This is a genomic window from Roseibium litorale (assembly GCF_014842915.1).
Classification (GTDB): Bacteria; Pseudomonadota; Alphaproteobacteria; order Rhizobiales; family Stappiaceae; genus Roseibium; species Roseibium litorale.
The window spans coordinates 115476-129570 of the sequence record NZ_JACYXI010000003.1 but is presented as its reverse complement, the minus strand read 5'-3'; the positions used below and the strand labels follow the sequence as shown (position 1 = coordinate 129570).

Here is a 14095-nt window from a genome sequence, read left to right as displayed (position 1 = left end):
TTACTCGGCGGCCTCGATCCGGCGCGACCGGTCCGACAGTTCCTGATACTGGGTCTGCCAGTCGGACGGGCCGTTGGACGGGCCAACTTGCACGGCGGTAACCTTGTATTCCGGGCAGTTGGTCGCCCAGTCGGAATAATCGGTGGTGATCACGTTGGCCTGAGTCACCGGATGGTGGAACGTCGTGTAGACGACACCAGGAGCCACGCGGTCGGTGATCTTGGCGCGCAGGGAGGTTTCCCCTGCCCGGCTCGCGAGCTTGACCCACTGGCCATCCTTCACGCCGCGCTGTTCAGCATCGTGCGGATGGATCTCGAGCAGATCCTCCTCGTGCCAGACCACATTCTCGGTCCGGCGCGTCTGCGCACCCACGTTGTACTGGCTGAGAATGCGGCCCGTGGTCAGCAGCAGCGGGAAGCGCGGACCTGTCCGCTCGTCGGTCGCCACATATTCCGTGCGGATGAACCGGCCCTTGCCGCGGACAAAGCCATCCACATGCATGATCGGCGAGCCTTCCGGCGTTGTGTCATTGCACGGCCACTGGATCGAGCCTTTCTCTTCCAGCAGCTCATAGGTGACATTGGCAAAGCTCGGCGTGGTGGCCGCGATTTCCGCCATAATCTCGGACGGATGCTTGTAGGACCAGTTCGCGCCCATGGCATTGGCCAGAAGCTGGGTGACTTCCCAGTCCGCATAGCCGTTGCGCGGGCTCATCACCTTGCGCACCCGGTTGATCCGGCGTTCCGCGTTGGTGAACGTGCCGTCCTTTTCCAGGAAGGTAGATCCCGGCAGGAAGACATGGGCGTAATTGGCGGTCTCGTTCAGGAAGAGGTCATGAACAATGACGCAGTCCATCGCCGCAAGCCCAGCAGACACGTGATGGGTGTCCGGATCAGACTGCAGGATGTCCTCGCCCTGGATGTAGATGCCCTTGAAGGTGCCTTCGACAGCCGCATCGAGCATGTTCGGGATACGCAGGCCCGGCTCATCGGAAATCTCGACGCCCCAGAGGCTTTCGAAGATCGAACGCACTTCCGGGTTCTTCACATGGCGGTAGCCCGGCAGCTCATGCGGGAACGAGCCCATGTCGCAGGAACCCTGCACATTGTTCTGACCACGCAGCGGGTTCACACCTACACCGCGCCGGCCGATGTTGCCGGTCAGCATGGCAAGGTTGGCGATGCCGATAACGGTCGTGGAGCCCTGGCTGTGCTCGGTGACGCCCAGACCGTAATAGATCGCACCATTGCCGCCGGTCGCATAAAGACGGGCGGCCTTGCGCAGTTCTTCGGCAGGAACGCCTGTTACCGCCTCAACCGCTTCCGGGCTGTGAGCCGGATCGGCTGCGAATTCCACATAGTCCTGGAACTCGTCCCCATCGCAACGTTCCCGGATGAAAGCCTCATCGAACAGGCCTTCCGTCACGATCACATGGGCCAGAGCCGTAACAACAGCAACGTTGGTGCCGGGGCGCAGAGCCAGGTGATGAGCGGCACGAATGTGCGGCGACTTCACCAGATCGATGCGGCGCGGATCGATGACGATCAGCTTCGCTCCCTGGCGCAGGCGCTTCTTCAAGCGCGAGCCGAACACCGGATGGCCATCCGTCGGGTTGGCGCCGATCACAATGACAACGTCGGTATCCTCGACGCTGTCAAAGTCCTGGGTTCCAGCGGAGGTGCCAAAGGTCTGACCGAGACCGTAACCCGTCGGCGAGTGACAGACGCGGGCGCAGGTATCCGTGTTGTTGTTGCGGAACACGGCACGGGTCAGCTTTTGCACCAGATAGGTTTCTTCATTGGTGCAGCGCGAGGAAGTGATAACGCCGATGGACTCCCGGCCATGCTCGAACTGGATCGCCCGGAGCTTGTTGGCGGCAAAGGTCAGCGCCTCATCCCAGGATACTTCCCGCCAGGGCTGATCGATGCTGTCGCGGATCATCGGCTCGAGAATGCGGTCCTTGTGAGAAGCATAGCCATAGGCAAAGCGGCCCTTGACGCAGGAATGACCCCGGTTGGCCTTACCATCCTTGTAGGGCACCATGCGCACCAACTCTTCGCCGCGCATTTCCGCCTTAAAGGAGCAGCCAACGCCGCAGTAGGCGCAGGTGGTGACGACCGAATGTTCAGGCTGGCCGATCTCGATCACCGACTTTTCCGTCAGGGTCGCCGTCGGGCAGGCCTGCACACAGGCGCCACAGGAAACGCATTCGGAGGCCAGGAACTGCTCATGCATGCCCGGTGACACGCGGCTTTCAAAGCCCCGCCCCTCGATGGTCAGCGCAAAAGTACCTTGCACTTCCTCGCAGGCCCGGACGCAGCGCGAGCAGACGATGCACTTGGAGGGGTCATAGGTGAAATACGGATTGCTCTCGTCCTTGGCCATCCAGCGGGCGTTCTGCTCACCGGAGGTGTCCCGCGCCTTGACGTGGTTGCCACCCTCGTAGCCGTAACGCACATCGCGCAGGCCAACCGCACCGGCCATATCCTGCAGCTCGCAATCGCCATTGGCAGCGCAGGTCAGGCAGTCGAGCGGGTGGTCGGAGATATAAAGCTCCATCACGCCCTTGCGGATGTCCTTCAAACGTCCCGTCTGGGTGTGAACCACCATGCCGTCCGCCACAGGCGTCGTACAGGACGACGGCGTGCCGCGGCGGCCTTCGATTTCAACCAGGCAGAGGCGGCAGGAACCAAACGCATCGACCATGTCCGTCGCGCAAAGCTTCGGAATGGCAATACCGGCTTCCATGGATGCCCGCATGATGGAAGTGCCTTCGGGAACGGTGACCTCAAAGCCATCGACCGTCAGCGTGACCTGTTTTTCCGCTTTGGAGGCGGGCGTACCGTAATCGGTTTCATGTACCAGACCCATCTTCGTCACTCCGCTGCTTGTGCCATCGGCGCTGGCTTGAAGTCTTCAGGGAAATGCGTGATCGCGCTCATCACCGGATAGGGCGTGAAGCCGCCCAGAGCGCAAAGCGACCCGAATTTCATTGTGTTGCAAAGATCGCTTGCGAGTTCGATCTGCTTTTCCGGTTCGATGCCGGCCTTGAGCTTGTCCAGCGTCTCGACCCCGCGTGTGGAGCCGATACGGCAGGGCGTGCACTTGCCGCAGCTTTCGACCGCGCAGAATTCAAAGGCAAAGCGGGCCTGCTTCAGCATGTCCACCGTGTCATCGAATACCACGACACCCGCATGGCCAATCAGGCCGTCGCGAGCGGCAAAGGCCTCGTAGTCAAACGGCGTGTCGAACAGATCCCGCGGGAAATAAGCCCCGAGCGGACCACCCACCTGCACTGCACGCACCGGACGGCCCGTTGCCGTGCCGCCGCCGATGTCATCGACGATTTCGCCCAGTGACAGACCGAAGGCTGTTTCAAACAAGCCGCCGTATTTCACATTACCGGCAATCTGGATCGGAATTGTACCATGAGACCGGCCCATACCGAAATCCCGGTAGAAGGCAGCTCCCTTGTCCAGGATCACCGGAACCGAGGTCAGGGAGATCACGTTGTTGACGACGGTTGGTTTACCCAGGAACCCTTCCAGCGCCGGAAGCGGCGGCTTGGACCGCACGACACCGCGCTTGCCTTCCAGCGAGTTCAGCAGGGAGGTTTCCTCGCCGCAGACATAAGCGCCAGCGCCCACCCGCACTTCCATGTCGAAAGCGTAGCCGGAACCCAGAACCGAGGGACCGAGAAGACCTGCCTTGCGGGCAATCCCGATCGCATCATTCATTGCCTTGATGGCATGGGGATATTCGGACCGGGTGTAGACATAGCCGTGCTCGGCCCCGACGGCGATGGCGGCAATCGCCATCCCTTCGATCAGGACGAAGGGATCGCCCTCCATGATCATACGGTCGGCAAAGGTGCCGCTATCGCCTTCGTCCGCATTGCAGACGATGTACTTTTCCGAGCTCGGCGCATCGTGGACGGTCTTCCATTTGACACCGGTCGGGAACCCGGCACCGCCACGGCCTCGCAACCCGGAATCCGTCACCTGCTGGATGATATCAGCGCGCGGCATCTTCAGGGCGTTGCGCAAACCCGTCAGACCGCCATGGGCCTCATAGTCTTCAAGCGAATGAGGATCGATGATGCCGCAACGGGCAAAGGTCAGGCGGGTCTGGCGTTTCAGGAACGGAATTTCCCCGGTCAAGCCCAGGTTCAGTGCATGATCACCACCCGTCAGGAACCCCGCGTCGAACAGGCTGGAGACATCGCCCGCAGAAACCGGCCCAAAAGCAACACGCCCGGCATCGGTCACGACTTCTACGAGCGGCTCAAGCCAGACCATACCGCGTGATCCGTTGCGGATAATCTTTACATCCTTGCCGCGGGCGGCCGCTTCCTTACGGATCGCATCGGCAACTTCGTCAGCGCCAAGGGCGATGGCCGCAGCGTCCAGCGGCACATAAACAGTAACGCTCATTGGCCGCACTCCGTAATGAGGGTGTCGAGTTTACCCGCATCCAACCGGGCGACAACCTTGCCGTCGACCATGGCAGCAGGACCGCACGCACACAGGCCTAGGCAATAGACCGCCTCAAGCGTCACAGCTCCGTCCGATGTCGTGCCGCCGAAAGTGATATCGAGGCGGGTCTCCGCTTGACCCGCCAGGTCATCAGCGCCCATCGACTGGCAGGCCTCGGCCCGGCAGATCTTCAGGACGTGGCGGCCCGCAGGGGCTTCCCGGAAATCATGATAAAAGCTGGCGACACCATGCACTTCGGCCCGGCTCAGGTTCAGCTCTTCAGCAATAACCCTAAGGGCCCCTTCCGGCACGTGACCAAATTCGTGCTGCAACTCGTGCAGAATCGGCAGCAAGGGCCCCTTCAACTCGGAATGGGCTTCGACAACCGCGCGCGTCCGCTCGGCAATGTCCTTTTCGGACAAGATGACTCTCATTGGGCTCTCCTCCCATGGCCGTACAGAATCGCCCATGGCTCCTTCCCGTTCAATACCGACTTTCCGTTGAGCAATTGCAAATCCCGATCAAGCCGGATGCCAACGATCAAGTCTTCCCATCAAAGGCCCAGGACAGCCGGACTGATGGCGGAAATCTGCTTCGCGTGGCGCAGCAGCGCCTCCACGACAGGTGTATGCGGCTTGGCCCGTGCGGTAACCGCGCCAACAAGTTGCGTGGCGTCCGGCTCGCTCAGTCGCAGAGTCCTTACCGGCCCCGCTTCGCTGAAGAGGCCTGCCAGCTTTTCCGGCAGGATACCTGACCACAGGCCTGACCGGATATGCGAGACCATGGCCAGAACGGAGTCCGTCTCGATCCCCGCCTTGGGCTCAACGCCAGACAGTGCCAGATAGCGGTTAATAATCCTGCGATTCTGCATGTCCGGTGTCAAAAGGCAAAGCTGCTCGCCACCGGTCTCGGCCCAGGTGACCTGGTCCCGTCCGGGAAAAACCGCCTCATTCGCAGTCACGAACAGATACCTCTCCAGATAGAGCGGAACCGTGACCATGGTCGGCAATGGCTCGTTTTCCAGATAGGTAATACCGAAATCAGCCTCCAGATTGCCGATCAGATCGAGGATCTGATCGGATGTTCTGGACAGAATCGAAAAGCACACATCCGGATAGACCTCGTGAAACGACTGGGTCAGCTCATGCACCATGGCCAAAGCCGTGGGAATGACGGCAATCCTCACATTGCCTGACAGGCCTTTCCGCGATGCCTGGATATCCGCATTCATCGACCGGTAGTCGCCGACAATGCGGCGGGCCCAGTCGAGAACCTTCTCACCCTCCGGTGTCAGGCCCTGAAACCGCGAACCGCGGCGGACAAGCTGAACACCCAGCTGATCCTCAAGCTGCTTGATCGCGGAAGACAGGGTCGGCTGACCAATATTGCTGGCCTCCGCAGCGCGCCCGAAGTGGCGCTCGCGCGCCAGTGCCATGAACAGTTCCAGCTTTTCGATCATGTCCCAGATCCGGCAGGTCCAGCCATTCCCCTTTGCAAGGATTGGATACCCCAGCATAGGCTGGAGTATCCTTTTCCTAAAGGGTCAGGCCTTGCCCGGCGCCGGGACGGCACCCGCCTCCATATGATGGCGGTCATCCACCGGGCGTACCATCATGTTCGCAACAAGGGCAATCACCAGCAACCCGGCCATAGTGTACATGGTCGTGTTGTAGAGGCTAGGCGTCGGATCGACCGTGCCTGCCGGAGCGATTTCCATCAGGCGGGCAATTGTCACCGTCTTGGCTGCCACCAGCGTGTCGAGCTGATCAAGACCGGCACCGAACTTTTCCTGGAAGGCGGACGGGTCCACTTTGCCCGCCAGATCCCGCACAGAGTTGCCGATCGAGATCTCACGCAGCTTGGTGATGGCGAGCGGTCCCAGAACACCTGCGGTGCTCCAGGCCGTCAGCAGACGTCCGTGGATGCCGCCGACATATTTGGTGCCGAAGATATCCGCCAGATAGGCCGGGATCGTCGCGAACCCGCCGCCATACATGGTGAAGATGATCATGGTTGCGGCATAGAACATCACCAGCCAAGTAACAGCCGGATTGACAGCGACCTGCTGAGCCGCGAAGGGGATCGACAGGTAAAGGACAACCCCCAGGATGAAGAACACATGATAGGTGTTCTTGCGGCCGATGTAGTCAGAAGTCGACGCCCAGAAGAAACGGCCAACCATGTTGAAGACCGAGATCATGAACACGTAGGTCGCCGCAAAGGCGGAGTTCACGATGGTTGGCAGGGTGCTGCCGAAGATTTCGGTCATCATGGTCTTTGCAACGCCGATCACACCTATACCAGCGGTCACGTTGAAGCAGAGCACGATCCAGAGCAGCCAGAACTGCGGGGTCTTCAGCGCCTGATCGATATGAACGTTGGCATGGGTGATCATTTTGCGGGAAGCAGCCGCAGGCGGGGCCCAGCCAGCCGGAAGCCAGCCCTCACGCGGAACGCGGTAGGAGAAGGAAGCAATCATCATCACGATGAAATAGGCGATCCCCAGGGTGAAGAACGTCGCAGCAGCGCCGGTGTTGCCGGTGCCAACTACATAAACGCCTTCCTGAAGCGCAACCGGAGCAGAGGCAAGCTGCTTCGCAGTGGCAACCACCACCTCCACCATCTGGCCATTCACATCGGCCATGCGCTTGCCGCCTTCGGTAACCAGGGCGACCGCACCTTCCGCGCCGAGATAGGCCGGAGCCTGATAATAGAGGCCAAGCAGCCATTCCTTGATCGGCGTTGCGATCATGGCACCGCCACCAAAGCCCATGATGGCCATGCCGGTTGCCATGCCGCGCCGGTCAGGGAACCAGCGGATCAGCGTTGACACCGGCGACACATAGCCAAGACCAAGACCGCAGCCGCCGATGACGCCGTAGCCAAGATACACCAGCCAGAGCTGGTGGGTCATGATGCCAAGGCCGCCAATGAGAAAGCCGCCGCCCCAGCAGAAGGCAGCAACGGCGCCGACCATGCGCGGGCCGACTTCCTCAAGCCACTTGCCGCCGAAAGCTGCGGAAAGGCCGAGAAACACGATCGCAACCGAGAAGATCCAGACAACCGACTGCAGACCCCAGTCGCCGGAAGACGCCGCAACGACACCGAATTCCTTGGTGAGCGGCGGGTTGAAAATGCTCCAAGCATAAACCGACCCGATGCAAAGATGGATCGCGATGGATGCCGGGGGCACCTTCCACCGGTTGAAGTCATCGCCAGCGACGATGTGCTCCTTCTTCAAACTGTCAAACATGTAGTTCCTCCCATATTGGCCGTCGCATCGGCGGATCCCGGCGGTATCCAGTCCGGGCATTCCTCGCATTCCCCAACGCGCGGCCCACGGGGTAAGGATTGCAATGGGCGTACCAACTGGGAGGAAACGGAAAAGTCGGGAGAAAGCGGCCAGTCACGACAGAAAGCTCCACCCGAACGGATCATTCAGGGTGCGACATTTTGACCAGGTAGAGACATTTTGTCTTAATGCGCGCGGCCAGAAAATTCCGGCAGCCAGATGGTGAAGGCGGTCCCCTCACCCGGCGTGCTCTTGACCTTGATGGTCCCCTCAGCCTCCGTGACCAGCATGTGGCTGATGGAAAGACCAAGCCCGGTGCCGGTCCCTTTCTTGGTGGTAAAGAAGGGATCGAAAATACGGGAGGCCACTTCCGGCTCCATACCCACGCCTGTATCGGAGACGGTCAGGGCAACCCCGTTACGCCCGTCCTTAACGTGGTCTTCGCTTGCCAAAAGAAGCTCGCCCCCGTCCGGCATCGCGTGGATCGCATTGACAATCAGATTGACGAGAACCTGCTGAAGGGCCGTCCGGCTGATGGCCGCCAGGCCTTCAGCATGGAGATCCTCCCGGACCGAGATCTGCTGTTTGCGGATGAGGTGACGAACGAGGGGCAGGCAATCCCGCACCACTTCGCCGGTCCCGCTGGCTTCTTCCCCGCCGGAAAACTCATCCGGCCGGGCAAAGAGCAGCAGCTTGGTCACGATCTGGCGCATCCGCTCGGTCTGCTCATCGATCAGACGAAACTCCGTCTGGGCATCATTCGCCCGGTCGCCGACAATTTCGCGAAGCACTTCCAGATTTCCCTGAATGACCGCGATCGGATTGTTGATCTCATGGGCAATGCCTGCCGTGATTTCCCCGATGGCCGCAAGCTTCTCGGACATGACCAGTTGCTTGGTGGTGCTCTCCAGCTGACGGTTCGCTTCCAACAATTCGGAGGTCCGCTCCTCCACCCGCGTGTTCAGCTCCTCGTTCCAGCTCCGCAGCTGATGATCACGCTTCTGGATCCGATCGAGCAGATCATCGAGGTGACTTGCCACATGGGAAATCTCGTCTCCGAGATCGGGCATACCCGACCGGGCATCCAGATCGCCCCCCTCAACCCGGTTGATGGTATCAGTCATCCGCTCCAGGGGGCGGAAGATGGCCCCGGCCCATCGCATGAACAAGGGCACGGAAGCTGCAGCGACAGCCACAAATGTCAGAACGACCATAACCAGCGTGATGATTTTGGTTTGCCGGAAGGGTGCTTCCAGAAACCCGACATAGAGCATGCCGACCCGCTTCCCATAGCTGTCCCTGATAGGCTCATAGGCGGAGATGTACCAGTCATTGACCACGAAGGCCCGGTCGAGCCAGACGTGCCCTTGCCCCAGAACTGAGTTTCGAACCACTGCCGAGACACGCGTTCCCAAAGCGCGTTTCCCTTCGAACAGGCGCACGTTGGTCGAGATCCGGACGTCATCCAGGAAAAGCGTTGCCGTCCCCTGACTGCCCTGGGGCAGACTGCCGGGCTGATAGACCAGATCATTGATCGTATCGATAAATTCCAGGTTCCGGTTGAGCAGAATACCTCCGACCAGAAGCAGCCGCTCCCCATCCTCAAGAATCACCGGGGAAGCGGCGTGAACGACCATCCCCTTGGAATTGCGGTCCGTATCGCTCGAAACCGCATTTTCTGTCGGGATCAGATCAAGCGACGCTCTGGCAGCAAGACGGCTTGCGATCCCGGCAAGCTCGGTTCCGGAAAAGATGTCGATCGCGACGGCGGGCTCCCCTTGGGTGGCCTTGGCAATGACTGGCCACTTCAGGTCCGCGTGGCCTGGTGCGCGTCCCCCGGCAGCAGAGATCACCGTGCCGTCGCTGCGGGTGGCATAGAGAAAATCCAGCCCCAGCACCGTGCGCCGGGTGTTGAGCAGACCGGCAAGCTGGCCGTTCGGCTGTCCGGGAACCCCCGCCTTGACCGCGGCATGAAACGCGACCGACTCTCCAAGCGCCGTCAGTTCATCGCTGGTGCTCTCCAGGATGCGGCTGAAATACTGATGTGCCACGGTTAGGTCGCTGCGGACCTTGGAAATCAAAATTCCGTCGAACTTCGCATTCCACCGCAGCATGGTGGCACCCAGAAGCACCGGAATGACCACCAGCGTCGGCAGCAAGGCGATGGCAAGAAGACGGTAGCGGACAGGCAGGCGCGGACGTCTGCGCGGCTCAGGCGTCATTGCCCATCCCACTGCGCCAGCTTGCGCTCAATGGTCTTGCGCGAGACGCCAAGTCTGCGGGCCGCTTCCGAGCGGTTGCCATCACACTGCTCCAGGGTCCGGAGAATGTGATCCCGTTCGATATCCTCGAGAGTATTCCCTGCCGCAACCGGAACCATGGGCACTGCCGGCGTCAGGTCGGGGAACTTGCCCAGGATCAAAGACCGCTCGATCAGGTTACGGAGTTCCCGGACATTACCCGGCCAGTCATATTGGCGGAAGGCTTCGCGCGCGCGCTCTGTCAGATCAATGGACGGCATGCCAAGCTGCTGGGCAAGCTTGGTCAGAAACAACTCGGCAAGCTCGATCACGTCGTCGCCGCGGTCTTTCAGAGGCGGCATATCGATCCGCATTACGTTGATGCGGTAATAGAGATCTGTCCGGAACCGGCCCTCTGCGACAGCCCGTTCCAGATCGGAGTTGGTTGCGAAGACGAAGCGCAGGTCGACAGAGGCCTCGCGTTCGGAACCGACCGGCCGCACCTTCCGGTCCTCCAGAGCCCGTAATAGCTTGCTCTGCAGCTGCAAGGGCAGCTCCGCGATTTCATCGAGGAACAGCGTGCCGCCATGGGCATGAAGGAACAGCCCTTCGCGCGAGTCACCGGCTCCGGTGAAGGCGCCCTTCACGTGACCAAACAGCTCGGCCTCGATCATGTCCGCTGGAATGGCCGCGCAATTGACCGGCACAAAAGGCTTGCTCGACCGGTCGGACAGCGCGTGGAGCGAACGGGCCGCCACTTCCTTGCCCGAGCCTGAAGGGCCGCAGATCAGCACGGAGGTCGGCAAGGGGGCCACGCGTGTGATCGCCTCGCGAATGCCTTCAATACCCTGGGAGTGGCCGATCAAACGATGGCGCAGGGCAAGATGGTCGCTCGCCGCCATAAGCTCATGCCGCAGCACGAAATTTTCCCGCTGCAGGTTACGCCGTTCAAGGCAGCGGGACATGGCATTGAGGATCTGATTGGACCGGAAGGGTTTCAGGACGAAATCCATTGCTCCGGCCCGGAGCGCCTGGATCGCAGTTTCCAGATCCGCATAGGCGGTCATCAGGATCACGTCGGAAAAGAACCCGATAGCCCGCTGCTCCTCCAGCCATTCAAGCCCGCTCCTGCCCGGCATGATATTATCAAGAATGACGATGTCGTAGCGGTTGTTATCGACCAGCGCGGTCGCCTCTGCCACATCCGCGGCGACATCCACATGCGCACAACGGGGCCCCAGAGTACGCTTAAGGAAATTGCGCATGCCCGGCTCGTCATCGACAACAAGGATGGAGGCGCGTGCGAGAAGCGGGCCGAATTCCTTGCCTGAACCTGGGCCAGAGCCTGCAGCTGGATTCGCCGCCTGCCCGGATGCGTGGCTGCCCTGCGGCAGAACTTGCTCTTTGCTGATGGTCACCGTCTGCGGCCCTCCCCTCCGCTACTTTAAAGCGAGACCATGTTAGCCTGCCGGGAGTCAAGCGCCTGGCCCGAATGGTGCCAGTCAGCAAGTGTTCAATTCAGCCAAAGGTGAATGAGCGCGGCTTCCACGGTCTGTTTGCCGCCATTTTCAACGCCCGTCGCCCACAGTCCGGCTCCCGCGGCATAACTGCCGGGTACAAGGCCGCCGGTTTCACACTGGCTGACAGCACGGATGCGTTTGCCTGCCTTCACCGCAAGGCTCAGGGCTTCCAGGATCGAGCGCTCGGACATGGCTGTGCCGGAGCCGAACACCCGCAAGACCGCACCATCGAGCACGGAGAGAGACGCAGACAGAACCTCCGCAGGCATTCCGGGCGAGAGGGTGAGCACCCCGAGCTTGCGCTTGTCAAAGCGCCGGCTCTTCGGTGGCGGTAGCGGATCCTGCGGGATAGAACGGAAGGAATCCGCCGCATGGCTCTCGTGCTTCACGAGCCCCTCCGCGTGCAGAAGCTCTCCCGAAAAGGCAAGCTGAACCCCCTCTCCAGAGGTGCGAAGCGCTGAAAGCGCCAGGTCCAGATTGGTCTCCGCATCACCGCCCATGTGTAGCGGCACCATGGATCCGCACATGACAACCCTGCGGTTCAGTCCTGCCAGCGCCTGAGACAACGCAGCACCGGTAAAAGCCATGGTATCTGTGCCATGGGTCAAAAGAACACCGGCTTCCGGCGCCGCGTCTATCGCCTCCAGCATGTCATTCCAATGCGCTGCTCCCACGTCGGAACTGTCGAGAAGGGGGCGGAAAACATGGGTCTTGAGCGTCTCTCCTGCCGTGAGCCGCTGGCGTACGGCCTCTTCGACCAGTCCTTCGACCGGAGCAAGCCCCTGCGGCGTACGGCCCATAGCAATCGTGCCGCCTGTGTGTATCAGGAGAATGGTCATTGGAAGCCTCGCTCCTCTCGCATCAAATGCCGCAGCATCACAGCCCATTTCCGCTTTCGGATGCCTTATTCGGGCAGCCGAGCGGGAAGATCAAGAGGGGTGAAAACAGAAATGCCGGGCATGCAGCAAGCAGCCCGGCATTTGATCTGGAAACCAGATCTGAGAAGAACCTGGCTCTACTGTGACTTGGAAGCCGTTTTGGTCAGTGCCAGACGCGGTCCGGCATTCTGGTCGACCACTTCCGGCTTGGATGTGTCGACATCCCCACTCCAGCCACCACCCAGCGCCTTCTGCAGTGAAATGTAGTAAGTGGTCAGCAGAACCTTGCTCTGGATCAGGCTGTCTTCTGCCGAATAAAGCGACCGATCAGCGTCGAGAACGTCCAGGAAGCTGACCGACCCCGTCTGGTAAAGAGACTGAGAGAGGGACGCCGCGTTCCGGTAGGAATCCACCGATTTCTGCAAGCTGCGCAAACGGACCCGCTCTTGCGAGAAGCCGACCAGTGCGTTCTCAACATCCTCAAGAGCACTGAGAACGGATGATTTGTAAGCGAGGAAATACTGATCCCTCTGGGCCCGTGCCACATCGGCCGCTGCCGCAAGTTTGCCGGCATTGAATATTGGCACTGACAAGGTCGGGCCAAACGACCAGCTGATCGAGGAGTTCTTTCCAAGGTCGCCAAACTTTGCAGCCGACGTGGCGATACTGCCGGTCAGGCTGACAGCAGGGTACTTCGCCGCTTCAGCAGCTCCAATATTGGCGGTGGATTGCGCCAGTTGACGCTCCGCCAGCCGGACGTCCGGACGCGTGAGAAGAACCGTTGCGGGAACACCTGAGGGCATTGGAAGCCGCGGCGTCGGAATGCTGGTGCTCCTCTTCATCCGGTCGGTCAAGGCCGTCGGCTCGCGCCCCGTCAGGACACCAAGACGGTGTACCGAAGACGCAAAAGCAGTTTGCAACGTCGGAATATTGGCTGCGGTACTGGACGCTTGGCCTTCCGCATTCGCCACGTCCAACCCTGAGGAAGATCCAACCTGGAACCGGTTCCGGGTCAGCTTGGCGGTTTCGTCCTGAGATTCTGCCGTCCGCCGCGCCAGAGCTATGCGTGACTGATAACCGCGAGCCTCGACATAGTTGGTGGTCACGTCTCCGATCAGAGTGAGCAGAGTTGCCCGGAGTTCTTCTTCCGCAGCGTCAAGCCCGTATTTCGAAGCCTCCGACGCCCGGCGGTTCGCACCAAAAAGATCCAGCTCCCAGCTCGCGTCAAAGCCTCCATTGTACAGGTTGCCGACAGTTCCGGTCGATCCATTGCTCCCGGCCGCCTTACTTCTCGTCGCAGAACCGGAGGCATCCAGCGTTGGGAAAAGGGCGCCGTTGGTCTGACGGTAACTTGCTCGGGCCTCACGGACTTTTGCCTTGGAGGTCCGGACGTCGAGATTGTTCTCAATGGCCTCCTCAATCAGCTGATTGAGAAGCGGGTCATCAAGTTTTTTCCACCAGTATGCAAGCTCTGGCGGGCGTGAGGGGGTATCCGCATTGGCATTCCGCCAATGAGAAGACAACGGCATATCCGGCTTCTGATAGTCCGGCCCGACTGCACATCCTGCAAGCAGGAGCGCCGTTCCTGTAATCAGAGCTGCGTATTTCGCACCTTGCATCAAGCCGCCAGAGCGAGCGGCATGAGGCTGCTGCGCTGACTTCATCGGGTCGTTTTTACGGAACATGGCAA

The 14095-nt window shown here is 60.5% G+C and carries 9 protein-coding genes; all 9 read right to left on the bottom strand.

The annotated features are described in order from the left end of the window. Entirely contained in the window at window positions 1-2871 is a 2871-nt protein-coding gene (gene fdhF, locus IG616_RS06595; protein ID WP_192147349.1) for a formate dehydrogenase subunit alpha, read from the bottom strand. Between the two features lie 5 nt (window positions 2872-2876). Continuing rightward, window positions 2877-4433 (bottom strand): formate dehydrogenase beta subunit, encoded by a 1557-nt coding sequence (locus IG616_RS06590; protein ID WP_192147348.1) that lies wholly within the window; start codon window positions 4431-4433, stop codon window positions 2877-2879. Continuing rightward, window positions 4430-4909: a formate dehydrogenase subunit gamma gene (locus IG616_RS06585; protein ID WP_192147347.1), complete on the bottom strand. Its 480-nt coding sequence runs from the start codon at window positions 4907-4909 to the stop codon at window positions 4430-4432. The genes IG616_RS06590 and IG616_RS06585 overlap by 4 nt, the downstream gene beginning before the upstream one ends. A gap of 119 nt (window positions 4910-5028) precedes the next feature. Continuing rightward, window positions 5029-5934 (bottom strand): LysR family transcriptional regulator, encoded by a 906-nt coding sequence (locus IG616_RS06580; RefSeq protein ID WP_192147570.1) that lies wholly within the window; start codon window positions 5932-5934, stop codon window positions 5029-5031. A gap of 84 nt (window positions 5935-6018) precedes the next feature. Next, on the bottom strand, window positions 6019-7728 hold the full coding sequence (locus IG616_RS06575; RefSeq protein ID WP_192147346.1) for an OFA family MFS transporter: 1710 nt from the start codon (window positions 7726-7728) through the stop codon (window positions 6019-6021). Window positions 7729-7952: 224 nt separating this feature from the next. Further along, window positions 7953-9989, bottom strand: coding sequence for a sensor histidine kinase (locus IG616_RS06570; protein WP_192147345.1), 2037 nt, complete (start codon window positions 9987-9989; stop codon window positions 7953-7955). Continuing rightward, window positions 9986-11425 (bottom strand): sigma-54-dependent transcriptional regulator, encoded by a 1440-nt coding sequence (locus tag IG616_RS06565; RefSeq protein ID WP_425504158.1) that lies wholly within the window; start codon window positions 11423-11425, stop codon window positions 9986-9988. Before IG616_RS06565 ends, IG616_RS06570 begins: the two co-directional genes overlap by 4 nt. 95 nt (window positions 11426-11520) lie before the next feature. Then, window positions 11521-12366 carry an asparaginase domain-containing protein gene (locus IG616_RS06560; protein ID WP_192147344.1) on the bottom strand — a complete coding sequence of 282 codons (846 nt, stop codon included), beginning with the start codon at window positions 12364-12366 and terminating at the stop codon, window positions 11521-11523. Window positions 12367-12542: 176 nt separating this feature from the next. Then, window positions 12543-14090, bottom strand: coding sequence for an efflux transporter outer membrane subunit (locus IG616_RS06555; RefSeq protein ID WP_425504157.1), 1548 nt, complete (start codon window positions 14088-14090; stop codon window positions 12543-12545). Window positions 14091-14095 lie beyond the last annotated feature (5 nt).